Consider the following 14,417-nt stretch of genomic DNA (forward strand, 5'->3'; position numbering starts at 1 on the left):
CTCGTCGTCTCGGCCGTGGCACTGATCGCCGTGGTGGGCGCGGCCATCGGGACCGTCACCACCCTCGCCCTGCGCTCGTACCTGGTCAACGAGCTCGACGACCAGCTGAAGACCTCGGTCAGGATGGCCGCCCGCGGGCCCGTCGGGAAGCCGTCCTGGCAGAACGGCGTCGGCTTCGTCACGGCCCCCGGAAGCCCGCTGAACGCCACCGGGGTGCGTCTGGACCCCGCCGGGACGGTGCTCGGGACCGCCCGCAACGTTCGTGTCGAGGGCGTGCCCGACGAGGCGCCGGGCCTCACCGAGGCCCAGAGCAAGGTGCTCGCCGCGACCGCCCGGAAGGCCGCCCAGGCCGCGCAGGGCGGGCCGGGCGCGCCGGCCGGGACCGGGCCGGTGGACGCCGATCTCCCCGGCCTGGGCTCCTACCGGGTCCTGGCCGCGCCGGACGGGAGCCTCGCCCTCGCTTTCCCGCTGCGCGAGGTCGACTCCATCGTGGGCACCCTGGTCGGGGTCGAGGTCTGTGTCACCCTGGCCGGGCTGATCGCGGCTTCCCTCGCCGGGCAGGCCCTGGTCGGGGTCGCGCTGCGTCCGTTGCGCCGGGTGGCCGCCACTGCCACCCGGGTCTCCGAACTCCCCCTGCACAGGGGCGAGCCCGCCCTCCACGAGCGGGTCCCCGATGCCGAGGCCGACCCGCGCACCGAAGTGGGCCAGGTCGGCGCGGCCATCAACCGGATGCTGGGGCACGTCTCCTCCGCCCTCACGGCCCGCCAGCAGAGCGAGATGCGGGTCCGGCAGTTCGTCGCCGACGCCAGCCACGAGCTGCGCACCCCGCTGGCCTCCATCCGCGGCTACGCCGAACTGACCCGCCGCGGACGGGAGGAGCCGGGCCCCGACACCCGGCACGCCCTCGGCCGGATCGAGTCCGAGGCCACCCGGATGACCGGCCTCGTCGAGGACCTGCTGCTGCTGGCCCGGCTCGACGCGGGCCGTCCGCTCTCCACCGCCGACGCCGAAACCGACCTGGCCCCGCTCGTCGTCGACGCCGTCAGTGACGCACGGGCCGCAGGGCCGGGACACCACTGGCGCCTGAACCTGCCCGAGGAGCCCGCGCCCGTACGGGCCGACCCGGCCCGGATCCAGCAGGTCCTCGTGAACCTGCTCGCCAACGCCCGCACGCACACCCCGCCCGGCACCACCGTCACCGCCCATGTTTCACGTGAAACATCGGCCGTCCGGCTGTGCGTCGAGGACGACGGGCCCGGCATTCCTCCGGAGCTGCTCCCCCACGTCTTCGAGCGCTTCGCCCGCGGTGACGCCTCCCGCTCCCGCACGGCCGGCTCCACCGGCCTCGGGCTCGCCATCGTCCAGGCCGTGGTCGCGGCGCACGGCGGGCGGGTCGGCGTACAGAGCGAGCCCGGGCGGACCCGGTTCGAGGTCGTGCTGCCGCTCGCCCGGGCCGCCGCCACGGCGGAGCCGGACTCACAGACGGGGCACAGGCTCACCACACAGCGGTGACAGGCCGCTCCACGAGGGTCGGAGCATGCCAACCGACACCTCTCCCGGGGCCCTTCCGGCACGGATGCCCCTCGCGCCCGTGCCGGGTGAGCCCGTCCTCGACGTGGTGATCCCGGTCTTCAACGAGCAGAAGGACCTCGGCCCGTGCGTCCGCCGGCTGCACGAGCACCTCACCAGGACCTTCCCCTACCCCTTCCGGATCACGGTCGCCGACAACGCGAGCACCGACCGCACCCCCGAGGTCGCGGCCGGCCTCGCCGCCGCACTGGACGGCGTACGCAGCACCCGGCTGGAGGAGAAGGGCCGGGGCAGGGCGCTGCGTACCGTGTGGTCCGAGTCCGAAGCACCCGTCCTCGCCTACATGGACGTGGACCTCTCCACCGACCTGAACGCCCTGCTGCCGCTGGTCGCCCCGCTGATCTCCGGTCACTCCGACCTGGCCATCGGCACCCGGCTGGCCCGGTCCTCACGGGTGGTGCGGGGCGCCAAGCGGGAGTTCGTCTCCCGTGCCTACAACCTCCTGCTGCGGTCCTCGCTCGCCGCCCGGTTCAGCGATGCCCAGTGCGGGTTCAAGGCCATCCGTCGCGAGGTCGCCGAGCGGCTGCTGCCGCTGGTGGAGGACACGGGCTGGTTCTTCGACACCGAACTGCTCGTGCTCGCGGAGCGGGCCGGGCTGCGGATCCACGAGGTGCCGGTGGACTGGGTCGACGACCCCGACTCCACCGTCCACATCGTCAGGACCGCCACCGAGGACCTGAAAGGGGTCTGGCGCGTGGGGCGGGCGCTGGCCGTCGGAGCACTCCCGCTCGACCGGCTCGCCCGCCCCTTCGGCGACGATCCGCGCGACCGCACCGCGCTGCCCGGGGTGGACGGCGGACTGGCCCGCCAGCTCCTCGGCTTCTGCGCCGTCGGAGCCCTGTCCACCCTGCTCTACCTGCTGCTGTACTCCGCCTTCCGCGGCGGGACCGGCCCGCAGGCGGCCAATGGAGCCGCCCTGCTGCTCTCCGCCGTCGCCAACACCGCTGCCAACCGCCGGCTCACCTTCGGTGTCCGGGGCCGGGACCGGGCCGTGCGCCACCAGGCCCAGGGGCTGGTGGTGTTCGGCATCGGGCTGGCCCTGACGAGCGGTTCCCTCGCGGCGCTCGGAGCGGCCACCGCCGATCCCGCGCACGGCACCGAACTGGCCGTCCTGATCACCGCCAACCTCGCCGCAACCGTGCTGCGGTTCCTGCTCTTCCGCGCCTGGGTCTTCCCCGACCGGCGCGACACTCCTGCGAAGGACGACATTCGATGACCACCGCGGCAACTCCGCTCTTCCCGGTCCCCGAGACCCGGGTCCGTACCGGCCGGCGCGCCGTGGACCGGCCCCGCTGGGAACGGCCCGCCCTCGCCGGACTGCTGATCGCCACCGCCGCCCTGCTGCTGTGGGACCTGGGCTCCTCCGGTTACGCCAACTCCTTCTACTCCGCCGCCGCGCAGGCGGGCAGCGAGAGCTGGAAGGCCTTCTTCTTCGGCTCCTCCGACGCCGGGAACTCCATCACCGTGGACAAGCCCCCGGCCGCCCTCTGGCCGATGATGCTGTCGGTCCGGCTGTTCGGGCTCGGCTCCTGGCAGATCCTCGTCCCGCAGGCCCTGATGGGCGTCGGCACGACGGCCGTGCTGTACGCCGCCGTACGCCGCCAGTTCGGGCCCGGTGCGGCGCTGCTGAGCGGAGCGGCCTTCGCGCTCACGCCCGTCGCCGCGCTGATGTTCCGCTTCAACAACCCCGATGCGCTGCTGACGCTGCTGCTGACCGTCACGGTGTACTGCGTGCTGCGGGCCCTCGACGGCGCCCGCACCCGGTGGCTGGTCTGGGCGGGTGTCGCCGTCGGCTTCGCCTTCCTCACCAAGACCCTGCAGGCCTTCGTGATCCTGCCGCCGCTCGCGCTGCTGTACGCGGTCTGCGCGCCGACCCGGCTGCGCAGGCGCCTGGGCCAGCTGCTGCTGGCCGGGCTCGCGATGGTGGCGGCCGGCGGCTGGTGGGTGGCGATCGTGGAGCTGTGGCCCGCGTCCTCCCGCCCGTACATCGGAGGCTCGCAGAACAACTCCTTCCTGGAACTGACCCTGGGCTACAACGGCCTGGGCCGGATCAACGGCAACGAGACCGGCAGTGTCGGCGGCGGGACCCGTACCGGCGGGGCCGCCGCCTACGGCCTGCCCGAGGGCGCCGTCGGCGGCCCGGGCGGCAGGGCCGGGGGAGGCGGCTGGGGGGAGACGGGCTTCGACCGACTGTTCGCGGGCAACATCGGCGGGCAGATCTCCTGGCTGCTCCCCGCGGCGCTGGTGCTGCTGGTGGCCGGGCTGGTGGTGACCTGGCGGGCCCGCCGGGCCACCGACTCGCTGGACGGGATGGCCCGGGCGGCCTTCCTGGCCTGGGGCGGCTCGCTGCTCATCACCGCGATCGTCTTCAGCTACATGCAGGGCATCTTCCACGAGTACTACACCGTGGCCTTGGCGCCGTTCGTGGCCGCGCTGATCGGCATGGGCGTCGCCGTCCTGTGGGAGGAGAGGGGCAGCGCGGTCGCGGCGATCACCCTTTCCGGCACGTTGGCCCTCACGGCTGTCTGGTCGTACGTCCTGCTGGACCGCGCCACCGGCTATCTGCCGTGGCTGCGCTGGACGGTGCTGGTGGGCGGGCTGCTCGCTGCGGCCGCACTGCCGTTCGCCGCGCGGGTGGGCCGCCGGATGCTGCCGGCCGTGGCGGCGCTGGGAGTGGCGGCGGCCCTGGCCGGGCCGCTGGCGTACTGCCTGACCACGGTGAGCACCGGGCACACCGGTTCCATCGTGACCGCCGGACCGGCGGTGGCGGGCGCCCGGGGCGGGCCCGGCGGCATGATGGGCGGCTTCCGGGGCGTCGCAGGCGGGATGCCGCAGGCAGGGCCGGGCGGCCAGGGTGCCCAGGGCGGTCAGCCGGGCACGGGCGGGCCGGGCGGCGGTCAGCCGGGTGCCGGACAGCCGGGTGCCGCACCGGGCGGCGGGCTGCCACAGGGCGGTATGCCGCCGGGCCAGGGCACCGCGGGCGGACGCGACGGCGGCCGCGGCGGCGCACGCACGGGCGGCGGGCCGGGCGGGGCGGGCGGTCTGCTGAACGGGGCGCAGGTCGGCGCCGAGGCCAGGACGGCCCTGACCACCGACGCCGACGAGTACACGTGGGCGGCGGCCGCCATCGGCTCGCAGAACGCGGCCGGTTACCAGCTGGCCTCGGGCGCGCCCGTCATGGCGATCGGCGGCTTCAACGGCAGCGACCCCTCGCCGACCCTGGAGCAGTTCAAGGCGTACGTGCGGGCAGGGAAGATCCACTGGTTCATCGGCCAGGGCGCCGCCGCGGGCGGCCCCGGCACCGGCGGACCGGGCACCACCGAGGGCGGTGCGCGGATGGGCGGCGGGCCGGGCGGCGGCACCAGCAGCGAGATCGAGAACTGGGTGAAGGCCGGCTTCAAGGCGTCCACGGTCGGAGGGGCCACGTTCTACGACCTGACCGCCCCCACGTCGTGATCCGGTCGGATCCGGTCCGATCGGGTCTCATCCGGCCCGATCGACCGGACACCCCCTAGCATCAAGAGGGCGGACCGGGCATTCCGGGCTGATCCACCTGTCGTGAGGAGGGTGCCTCGATGGTGACCGCGGTCGATCCGGGCGAGACCCGGACCAGTGTGTGGCTGACCGCCAAGCCCGCCGCTCCCGCCAGACGCCGCACCGAGGCACCCTCCGGACTCGACCGGGAGCGGATCACCGCCGCGACCATACGGCTGCTCGACGCCGAGGGGCTGGCCCGCTTCTCGATGCGGCGGCTCGCCGCCGGTCTCGGGGTCACCGCGATGTCCCTGTACTGGTATGTGGACACCAAGCACGATCTGCTCGAACTCGCCCTGGACCGAGCCCTGGGCGAGTTCAGGCCGCCGGCCGGGCCGCCGGGGACCGGCGAGGCGGGCTGGCCGGGCGGGCTCCAGACGCTGGCCCGGGGCTACCGGAGGGTCCTGGCGGACCACCCGTGGGTGGCTCCGCTCACCGCCGCCTATCCGAACATCGGCCCGCACGCGCGGGCCTTCGACGCCGCTCTCCAGCGGCTGCTGGACGCCACCGGCCTGGCCGACGCCGCCCGGACGGGCGCCCACCTGGCCGTGTCGCAGTTCCTGCAGGGCTGCGGGGGCGCGGTCCGGCGGGCGCCCGAGGCCGACTTCTGCCTCGCGCTCGACGTCCTGATCGCGGGCATCGAAGCCAAGGCAGGGCCCGAGGCCAAGGCAGGGCCCGAGGCCAAGGCAGGGCCCGGGGTCAAGGCCACGGCTTGAGGCCGCGGCCCAAGGCGGCCCTCCGCCTCCCCGATGGGAACGACTCGGGGCCCCGACAGCGTCAGGGCCCTCACGTCGCTCAGGCCTTGACCGTGGCCTGCGCGGCGGACGCCGCCGGCTCGGGCGAGGAAGCCGCCGGGGAGTGGGCCGCCGGCTTCGACTTCAGCGCGACCTCCTTGATGAACACCACCAGCACCAGGCCGAGGAGCGCGAACGGGGCCGCGTAGAGGAAGACGTCGCCGACGCCGTGCCCGTACGCGGACTCGATGACCTCGCGGATGGGCGCGGGCAGCTTGTCGAGGTCGGGGATGCCGCCCCCGGCGGTGCCGCCCCGGCCCGCGGCTGCGGCCTTCGGCCCGAGTGCGGCCAGCCCGTCCTGGACGTAGTGCGTGACCCGGTTGGCCATGACCGCGCCGAGCGCGGAGACGCCCATGGCGCCGCCGAGCGAACGGAAGAAGGTGACGACCGAGCTGGCCGCGCCCAGGTCCTCGGGGGCCACCTGGTTCTGGGTGGCGAGGACGAGGTTCTGCATCATCATGCCGAGACCCAGGCCGGTCACCGCCATGTAGATCGCGATGTGCCAGTACGGGGTGTCGTACCGCAGGGTGCCCAGCAGGCCCAGACCGACGGTCAACAGCACGCCGCCGGAGACGAGCCAGACCTTCCACTTGCCGGTCTTGGTGATCACCTGACCGGAAAGAGTGGAGGAGACGAAGAGGCCGGCGATCATCGGAATCGTGAGGATTCCGGACATCGTGGGGGACTCGCCGCGGGCCAACTGGAAGAACTGGCTGAAAAACACGGTGCCCGAGAACATCGCGATGCCCACGAACAGCGAAGCCGCCGAGGCCAGGCTGATGGTCTTGTTGCGGAAGAGCCGCAGCGGGATGATCGGGTCGCTCGCGCGGGACTCGACGAGGACGAAGAGCAGGCCGAGCACCACCGCGCCGCCCGTCATGGCCCAGGTCTGCCAGGAGATCCACTCGTAGGAGTCGCCGGCCTGCGTGACCCAGATCAGCAGCAGCGAGACCGCCCCGCTGATCAGGAAGGCGCCCAGCCAGTCGACCTTGACGTCGCGGCGCACGACCGGGAGGTGCAGGGTCCGCTGGAGCACGATCAGGGCGATGATCGCGAAGGGCACGCCCACGTAGAAGCACCAGCGCCACCCCAGCCAGTCGGTGTCGGTGATGACACCGCCCAACAGCGGGCCGCCGACGGTGGCGACGGCGAAGACCGCGCCGAGGTAGCCGCTGTACCGGCCGCGCTCGCGCGGGGAGATCATCGCGGCCATGACGATCTGGGCGAGGGCCGACAGACCGCCGACGCCTATGCCCTGGACCACGCGGCAGGCGATGAGCGTGCCGGTGTTCTGCGACAGGCCCGCGACCACGGAGCCGAGGACGTAGATCACGAGCGAGATCTGGACCAGCAGCTTCTTGCTGAAGAGGTCGGACAGCTTGCCCCACAGCGGGGTGGCCGCCGTCATCGACAGCAGGGCCGCCGTGACCACCCAGGTGTACGAGGACTGGGTGCCGCCGAGGTCGCTGATGATCTGGGGCAGGGCGTTCGACACGATCGTGGACGACAGGATCGCCACGAACATGCCGAGCATCAGCCCGGACAGCGCCTTCATGATCTGCGGGTGGGTCATGGTCACGGCCGCGGAAGCGGATGCTTCCCCGGCCGTGGCCTTGGGTGTGTTGTCGGTCGTCGTCTCCGACTGCGCCATGTCTTTCCTTAAGTCCAGAAGCTCGATCGGAGTCGGGCCAGCAGGGTGTTGAGCAGGTCGATGTCCTGGGCGGACCAGCCGTGCAGGGCTCTTTCCAGCGCGGCCGTGTGGCGGGCACCGAGCTCGGCGAGCAGCGCCCGGCCGGTCGGCGTGAGCCGCAGGATCCGGCAGCGTCCGTCGCCGGGGTCGGTCTCCCGCTCGATCCAGCCGCGGTCGGCGACGTGCGTGACGTGCCGGCTGGTCACCGAGATGTCCACCGCCATGAACTCGGACAGCCGGCTCAGCCGCATCTCGCCGTGCCGGTCGAGCACGGTGAGGACGGCGGCCGCGCCGGGCGGACAGTCCGGGGGCAGGCTGCGGGCGAGCTCGCGCCTGACCGCGCCGATCCCGGTGAGCTGGCGGGCCAGCTCCTCGTGCGGAGTGGGTGGAGTGGGTGGAGGGGGTGGATTGGGTGAAGGGGGCGGCATCGGCGCCGTGGCCGGAGTCGGGGCGGTCGCAGTCGTCCGCGCGGTCATCGTCACCGGGTCCCCTCCATCTTGTTGCTTCAGGCAACCATAGAAGCGAATGGTTGCTACAGGCAAACGAATCCGGGGGGTGGGGCGGTAAAAGAATCGGAAAACCGGCTAGGGTCCTGCTCCATGGCTGAGAACCACAACTCACAGGTCCCCGAGGGCAACTACGACCCCGCGGGCAGCACGCAGATGTTCCGGGCGTTCGTCGAGGAGGCCGCACCGGCCCGCCAGGCGGCACCGGGCTCCCGCCAGCAGCGCCGCGCCGCGGAGCAGGAGCGGTCCGGGTCCTCGGGCTCGACCGCGAAGGTGGCCCTGATCATCGGGCTCGTCCTCCTGATCGGTGCGGCCGCCTGGGTGGTCCTGCACTGACGATTCGGGCCGGGGCCGGGTCCCGCGGCCCCGACCGCCTGCTGCGGTCCCGGGGGCGCGGTCGGCCGGCCTCAGCTCCAGGTGGCGGTGACGTTCCGGGTCTCCACGTGCATGCCCAGCGGCACCCGCCAGGCCTCCACGCACACCGTGTAGGTCTGCGTCTTCGAGGCTCCGCCGGCGAGGGGCGCCGGCAGTGGCTGGGTCGTGGTGATCGTGGCCCAGTCGATGCCGAGCGCGCCGATGACGTGCGTCGCGAAGCTGACCGTGCCGGCGCGGGCCGCCGTCGTGCCCGTGTTCGTGAAGGTCACCGTGACCCGCTCGCACCAGCGGTCGGCCGCGGCCGCCCTGGTCGGCTCGGACAGCGTCAGCTTCGCCGGGGTCGTGGGCGGGGCCGGGGGTTCGCTGCCGGGCCTGGTCGAGGGGCCGCCCGGGCTCGTGGGCGGCGTCGACGGTGTCCCCGGAGCGCCCGGCGCGTTCGGCGTGCCCGCCGGAGGGGTCCGGCCGGGGCCCGCCGGGGTGCCGCCGGGAGCGCCCGTGGAGCCGCCGGCGGTGGTGGTCGCGGCTCCGCCCGGAGTGGAGCCGCCCGGGAGCCCGGATCCCGGGGCCGGGGCCGAAGCGTCGTCCGATGGGCGGGCCGACGTACCGGCCGACGTGGCGGAGTCGCCCGCCGCGGACGGGCCGCCGAGCTGCTGGAATTCGACCTGTCCCCGCGGCGCCACGTTCTCCCCCTCGGCCCGCTCGGGGCCCGGGGCCGCTGCGCCCACGGCGACGTAGCCGTCCCGTGCCGGGCCGTCGCAGCCGGTGAGAGCGGCGACGGCCGTGCAGCACAGGGCGAGGAGGGCGGTGGCCGCCCGCGATCCCTTTCGCATCGCGCCAGTTTTCCTGACGGATCGTCAATTGGGAAGCGGGCGGAGCCCGGTCACTCTCCGATGAGGCCTGCGCGCAGCTGCGCGAGGGTGCGGGTCAGCAGCCGGGAGACGTGCATCTGGGAGATGCCGACCTCCTCGCCGATCTGCGACTGCGTCATGTTCGCGAAGAACCGCAGCATGATGATCTGCCGTTCCCGGGGCGGGAGTTTGGCGAGCAGCGGCTTCAGGGACTCGCGGTACTCGACGCCTTCGAGCGCGGTGTCCTCGTACCCGAGGCGGTCCGCGAGCGAGCCCTCGCCACCCTCGTCCTCCGGAGAGGGCGAGTCGAGCGAGGAGGCGGTGTAGGCGTTGCCGACGGCGAGACCGTCGACCACGTCCTCCTCCGAGACCCCGAGCACGGCGGCGAGCTCCGGTACGGTCGGCGAGCGGTCCAGTTTCTGGGCGAGCTCGTCGCTGGCCTTGGTCAGCGCCAGACGCAGCTCCTGGAGCCGCCGCGGGACGCGGACGGACCAGGACGTGTCCCTAAAGAATCGTTTGATCTCGCCCACGACGGTCGGCATCGCGAACGTCGGGAACTCCACGCCGCGTTCGCAGTCGAACCGGTCGATCGCCTTGATCAGGCCGATGGTGCCGACCTGGACGATGTCCTCCATCGGCTCGTTGCGGCTGCGGAAGCGAGCCGCGGCGTACCGCACGAGGGGCAGGTTCAGCTCGATCAGGGTGTCGCGTACGTACGCCCGTTCGGGGCTGTCCGCGTCCAGGGCGGCGAGTCGCTGGAAGAGGGAGCGGGAGAGGGTGCGGGTGTCGATGGCTTCCGAGCGGTCGGACGCTGCCGGCGGCGTCACGCTCTTGACGAGTGTGAGCACCTTGGAGCTGCCCTGGTCTACGGACATGCCACCCCCTTGAGGTCGCGGACGGTCGCGTACGGCGCGCCCGTCGGAGGAACGCAGCCTCCACCTGAATACCGGAGGCGGGGCTGCGGCAAACGCGGTTCAAGCAGAATGTCACATGTCGGCAACACGCTGTAGCGCCAAGTCGACATATATCTCCAGCGACAGAAGCGCTCGGAAGGCGATCAGCCCGATCTGTCGGGAAACGTGCGGATGATCTCCACTCGTTACGGTTACGCCTCGATCCTGTTTGCGGATCTCAGTCGGGCGAAGCTCCGCGCGAGCAGCCGCGAGACGTGCATCTGGGAGACCCCGAGCTCGACGCTGATCTGTGACTGCGTCAGGTTGTTGTAGTACCGCAGGAGCAGGATCCGCTGTTCGCGCTCGGGCAGTTGTACGAGGAGGTGGCGGACGAGGTCGCGGTGCTCGACCCCGGCCAGCTCGGGGTCCTCGTAGCCGAGGCGGTCCAGCAGCCCGGGCATGCCGTCGCCCTCCTGGGCGGCTTCCAGCGAGGTCGCGTGGTAGCTGCGCCCGGCCTCGATGCAGGAGAGCACCTCGTCCTCGGTGATGCGCAGGCGTTCGGCGATCTCCGGGGTGGTCGGGGTGCGCCCGTGGAGCGTGGTGAGGTCCTCGGTGGCGGCGTTGACCTGGACCCACAGCTCGTGGAGGCGGCGCGGCACGTGGACGGTGCGGACGTTGTCGCGGAAGTACCGCTTGATCTCGCCCACGACGGTCGGCATCGCGAAGGTCGGGAACTGCACGCCGCGGTCCGGGTCGAAGCGGTCGATGGCGTTGATCAGGCCGATGGTGCCGACCTGGACCACGTCCTCCATCGGCTCGTTGCGGCTGCGGAAGCGGGCGGCCGCGTACCGGACCAACGGGAGGTTGGCCTCGATGAGAGCCCCGCGCACCCGGGTGTGCTCGCTGGTGCCCGGCTCCAGGTCCTTCAGCTGGCCGAAGAGGACCTGGGTGAGGGCGCGGGTGTCCGCGCCCCGGCTCGGGGGTCTCGGTGCGGCCGGGGGCTCCTCGGGCGGCGACTCCTGGCGGGGCTCCAGAAGGGGCTCCGGAAGGGGCTCGGGACGGGGCTCGGGACGGGATTCCTGCCCCGGCCCGTGCCCCGGCCCTGGCCCCTGCCCCGGCCCCTGTCCTGGCGCCTGCCCCGACTCATGCCTCGGCGCATGCCCCGGCTCCTGGTCCGGTTCACGCCCCGGGTCCTGCCCGGACTCCTGCCCGGACTCCTGGCGGGGCTCCTGCTGGGTCGGCACCTGGGGGTCTTGCTGGGGTGGCACTTGAGGCGCAGTACTGGCCGGCACGGTCACGCCACCCCTTCAGTCAACTCATCCGTCAAAAGCGGTCATAGCATCACAAGAGATGTGCACTGTGCGCAAGCACCGTATAACGCCGTGTTGAGGGCAAGTTGGGCATATCAGGGCAATACGCCCAGCGATGGGGATGCAAAAAGCCCCCCACCCGTCGGAGTGGGGGGCCGGAATTCCGGGAACCGCTTCAGCGTACGGGGTCAGCGCACCAGTTCGGTCATGAACTCGCCGATGCCGGATGCGGCATCCGATATCCCCTGGAAGCCTATTTCCACCATCTCGGCCGCCCTCTTCGGCTGGGTGATGATCACGAAGAGGGCGAACACGGTGAGGGCACCCGTGATGAGTTTCCTGGTGTCCACGAGCGGGCGGCCTCCCCAACCGGTCCTTGCAAGTCGGGTGAGTCTAACCGGTCAAGATTGGACACTGACGTGTCCTTTAAGGACCAATGACCCGGTGCTCCAGGTCCTTTGCCGCTGGGTCGGGGGGTGCGGCGGCCGCAGGATGGGGGTGAGCCCACCGGTTCTGGCAGGAAACCGGCGGGTGAGGGACAGGGCCTCACTGCGGGGTCCGAGCCGCGAGCTTCCCCCTGACCGCGGCCCGGATCGGCAGGTCCGTCCTCGTCGGGGGAAGTGGCTTCGTCCCCCCGGATGCCACTTCCCCCGTCCCCTACGTCGAAGGCCCCGACCCCGGTCGGGGCCTTCCTCGCGTCGTACGGGAACGGGACTACTCGAGGCCGCCGGCGAGGCCCAGCACGGGCTCCACGGGGGCGATCACCGGGTACAGCTGGTTCGGCACCTCCATGAGCGCGTTGAGCTGGTTCGCACCCTCGCTGAGCTTCGACCCGACCTCCGAGACGGAAGTGGGCTGGGCGCCCGCCGGCATCCCGGGCGCGGCCGTCGGCAGGTCCGGGAGGGCGAGGGGGGCGATCGGGGCGGCCGAGGCGGCGGGTGCGGCGAGGCCCGCGGCGGCCCCCGCGAGGGCGATGGCGGCGAGGATGCGCTGGGTCTTGGTCATGCCGTGACAACGGCCGAAGGGGCGGGCGGTCACGCGGCTGTCCGCCGGACGGGAGCGCCGCGAACGCCGAGAGCCCCGACCCTTGCGGGGCGGGGCTCTCGTTCAGAGCGGTAGCGGTGGGATTTGAACCCACGGATAGCTTGCACCATCACACGCTTTCGAGGCGTGCTCCTTCGGCCGCTCGGACACGCTACCGAGAGAGAGCTTAGCCCAAGGTGGCCCGTGCGCCGAAATCCGTATCCGCGGGCCCGCCGTCACAGCTCACGGAAGAAGTCCGTCAGCTGCCGGGCGCACTCCTCGGCGAGGACGCCGCGGACCACCTCGGGACGGTGGTTGAGCCGGCGGTCCCGTACGAGGTCCCACAGGGACCCGGCGGCGCCCGCCTTCTCGTCGTCCGCGCCGTAGACGACCCGGGCGACGCGCGACTGCACGAGCGCGCCCGCGCACATCACGCACGGCTCCAGGGTCACCACGAGGGTGCACCCCGGAAGCCGCCATTCGCCGCGTGCGGCGGCCGCCCGGCGCAGCGCCACGACCTCGGCGTGCGCCGTGGGGTCGCCGGTCGCCTCGCGTTCGTTGTACCCGGTGGCGAGGAGCTCCCCGTCCGGGCCCAGCACGACGGCGCCGACCGGCACATCGCCGGCCGGCACCGCCCGGGCGGCCTCCTGGAGCGCCAGGCGCATGGAGTCGCGCCACGGGTCCCGTACGGGATCGGTGGTGCGCGTGTCGTGCGTGCGGATCACTAGCGGACGGCCTCCAGGACCTCGGTGGCGCCGAGGGATTCGGCGATCTCCGAGAGGGCGTCCCCCTCGAGGGTCATCAGTTGTTTGTTGGTCACCCCGAGGTCGTCCAGGAGCAGCGGGTCGCCGAGCGGACCGGCCGGTACCGGTTCCGCGCCCGTCCCGCCCGCCACGTCCTCGTCGGCGTCCTCGTCCGCGTAGGCCGCGATGGCGTCCTCCTCGCCGTCCTCGGTGCCGTCCAGGTCCAGCTCGTCGAGTTCGTCGTCCTCCTCGTCGCTGCCCAGCAGCTCTTTGGTCAGCATCGAGCCGTAGGAGCTGCGGGCGGCCACGGAGGCGTTCGATACGAAGTACCGAGGGTCCTCCTCGCCGTCCACGCGGACGACGCCGAACCAGGCGTCCTCCTGCTCGATGAGGGCGACCACCGTGTCGTCGTCGACAGCGGCGGACCGGGCGAGATCGATCAGATCACTGAGGGACTCGACGTCGTCGAGTTCCATGTCGCTCGCTTCCCACCCGTCTTCGGTGCGCGCGAGCAGTGCGGCGAAATACACCGTGACTCTCCCACTGGTCTTAGGCGTGCCGGTTGGAGGTCCCCCCGGCCGGAGGTTGGGGCCGTGACGGCCGCGTGCTCGCCGTTCGTGCCCCGCCCAATCGGCATCGTGGCAGAAACAGCGGCTTTGCGAGAGGTCTTCGACGCTTGCGTCGTGCCGTGCCGTGTCCCTGCGGGGGGCTCCCGGGGTTGCGGGGGCGGGGCGGCGGGGCCGTGCCGGGGGGTGCGTGGCGGGCGGTACGGCTCGGCCGTGTCGCGGCGCGCCGGGCCCGGCGGCCGGCTCCCCGGGGCTCCCCCCCCGGACCCTCCCCAAGACTTCGTCCGGGGGGACTCGGGGGTCACCAGCGGAAGGTGCGCATCCGCATCTGCTGGCGCATGCGGGCCGCGCGGGCGCGGCGGGGCTGGACGCGGTCGCGCAGGGCGCGGGCCTCCATGAGGTCGCGCAGGAACTGCGCGCGGCGGGCTCGGCGCTGGGCCGCGGTCTCCGGCGCATCGTCGCTCGGCTGCGTGTCGGGCATCGGCCACCACCCTGGGCTGGTCGGTCGTTTCCCCCTGCACCCACCTTCCCCCCGACGGGGCGTT

Annotated in this window: 15 protein-coding genes and 1 tRNA gene; 5 read left to right on the top strand and 11 right to left on the bottom strand. The window is 72.7% G+C overall.

All coding sequences use genetic code 11. The features are described 5' to 3' along the window. The first annotated feature begins 15 nt into the window (after window positions 1–15). From ACZ6JT_RS20100 to ACZ6JT_RS20115, 4 genes are all read left to right on the top strand, one after another. Entirely contained in the window at window positions 16–1,512 is a 1,497-nt protein-coding gene (locus ACZ6JT_RS20100; RefSeq protein ID WP_469211445.1) for a sensor histidine kinase, read from the top strand. Between the two features lie 25 nt (window positions 1,513–1,537). After that, window positions 1,538–2,806 carry a bifunctional glycosyltransferase family 2/GtrA family protein gene (locus tag ACZ6JT_RS20105; RefSeq protein WP_469211447.1) on the top strand — a complete coding sequence of 423 codons (1,269 nt, stop codon included), beginning with the start codon at window positions 1,538–1,540 and terminating at the stop codon, window positions 2,804–2,806. Further along, the gene (locus ACZ6JT_RS20110) at window positions 2,803–5,046 is read left to right on the top strand and encodes an ArnT family glycosyltransferase (protein WP_469211449.1); all 2,244 of its coding nucleotides are present in this window, start codon (window positions 2,803–2,805) and stop codon (window positions 5,044–5,046) included. Before ACZ6JT_RS20105 ends, ACZ6JT_RS20110 begins: the two co-directional genes overlap by 4 nt. A gap of 119 nt (window positions 5,047–5,165) precedes the next feature. Continuing rightward, window positions 5,166–5,840: a TetR/AcrR family transcriptional regulator gene (locus ACZ6JT_RS20115; protein ID WP_469211451.1), complete on the top strand. Its 675-nt coding sequence runs from the start codon at window positions 5,166–5,168 to the stop codon at window positions 5,838–5,840. A 79-nt stretch (window positions 5,841–5,919) separates the two neighbouring features. Here the strand turns inward: ACZ6JT_RS20115 and ACZ6JT_RS20120 are convergent, their stop codons facing one another. Next, window positions 5,920–7,491: an MDR family MFS transporter gene (locus ACZ6JT_RS20120; RefSeq protein WP_469211584.1), complete on the bottom strand. Its 1,572-nt coding sequence runs from the start codon at window positions 7,489–7,491 to the stop codon at window positions 5,920–5,922. A gap of 86 nt (window positions 7,492–7,577) precedes the next feature. Continuing rightward, window positions 7,578–8,036: a MarR family winged helix-turn-helix transcriptional regulator gene (locus ACZ6JT_RS20125; RefSeq protein WP_469211585.1), complete on the bottom strand. Its 459-nt coding sequence runs from the start codon at window positions 8,034–8,036 to the stop codon at window positions 7,578–7,580. A gap of 171 nt (window positions 8,037–8,207) precedes the next feature. Here ACZ6JT_RS20125 and ACZ6JT_RS20130 point away from each other — a divergent pair, with 171 nt between their 5' ends. Next, window positions 8,208–8,450, top strand: coding sequence for a hypothetical protein (locus ACZ6JT_RS20130; RefSeq protein WP_469211453.1), 243 nt, complete (start codon window positions 8,208–8,210; stop codon window positions 8,448–8,450). A 71-nt stretch (window positions 8,451–8,521) separates the two neighbouring features. On the opposite strand, the gene ACZ6JT_RS20135 is transcribed toward ACZ6JT_RS20130, so the two are convergent. The 9 genes from ACZ6JT_RS20135 to ACZ6JT_RS20175 all read right to left on the bottom strand — a co-directional run bounded on the left by ACZ6JT_RS20135 (window position 8,522) and on the right by ACZ6JT_RS20175 (window position 14,353). Beyond that, window positions 8,522–9,319: a hypothetical protein gene (locus tag ACZ6JT_RS20135; RefSeq protein WP_469211454.1), complete on the bottom strand. Its 798-nt coding sequence runs from the start codon at window positions 9,317–9,319 to the stop codon at window positions 8,522–8,524. A gap of 50 nt (window positions 9,320–9,369) precedes the next feature. Then, window positions 9,370–10,212 (bottom strand): RNA polymerase sigma factor SigF, encoded by an 843-nt coding sequence (locus ACZ6JT_RS20140; protein WP_376611786.1) that lies wholly within the window; start codon window positions 10,210–10,212, stop codon window positions 9,370–9,372. 230 nt (window positions 10,213–10,442) lie between these two features. Further along, the gene (locus ACZ6JT_RS20145; RefSeq protein ID WP_469211586.1) at window positions 10,443–11,264 is read right to left on the bottom strand and encodes an RNA polymerase sigma factor SigF; all 822 of its coding nucleotides are present in this window, start codon (window positions 11,262–11,264) and stop codon (window positions 10,443–10,445) included. A 464-nt stretch (window positions 11,265–11,728) separates the two neighbouring features. After that, on the bottom strand, window positions 11,729–11,890 hold the full coding sequence (locus ACZ6JT_RS20150; protein WP_469211456.1) for a hypothetical protein: 162 nt from the start codon (window positions 11,888–11,890) through the stop codon (window positions 11,729–11,731). A 364-nt stretch (window positions 11,891–12,254) separates the two neighbouring features. Then, window positions 12,255–12,545: a hypothetical protein gene (locus ACZ6JT_RS20155; RefSeq protein ID WP_469211457.1), complete on the bottom strand. Its 291-nt coding sequence runs from the start codon at window positions 12,543–12,545 to the stop codon at window positions 12,255–12,257. Window positions 12,546–12,653: 108 nt separating this feature from the next. Then, window positions 12,654–12,740: transfer RNA gene (locus tag ACZ6JT_RS20160), tRNA-Ser, on the bottom strand. Window positions 12,741–12,799: 59 nt separating this feature from the next. Continuing rightward, window positions 12,800–13,228 (bottom strand): tRNA adenosine(34) deaminase TadA, encoded by a 429-nt coding sequence (gene tadA, locus ACZ6JT_RS20165; protein WP_051836524.1) that lies wholly within the window; start codon window positions 13,226–13,228, stop codon window positions 12,800–12,802. A gap of 59 nt (window positions 13,229–13,287) precedes the next feature. Continuing rightward, the gene (locus ACZ6JT_RS20170) at window positions 13,288–13,836 is read right to left on the bottom strand and encodes a tRNA adenosine deaminase-associated protein (protein WP_469211459.1); all 549 of its coding nucleotides are present in this window, start codon (window positions 13,834–13,836) and stop codon (window positions 13,288–13,290) included. A gap of 337 nt (window positions 13,837–14,173) precedes the next feature. After that, complete coding sequence (locus ACZ6JT_RS20175; protein WP_030027564.1) at window positions 14,174–14,353, bottom strand: hypothetical protein; 180 nt, start codon at window positions 14,351–14,353, stop codon at window positions 14,174–14,176. Window positions 14,354–14,417 lie beyond the last annotated feature (64 nt).

The sequence above is a fragment of the Streptomyces sp. NPDC046308 genome (genome assembly GCF_055588065.1).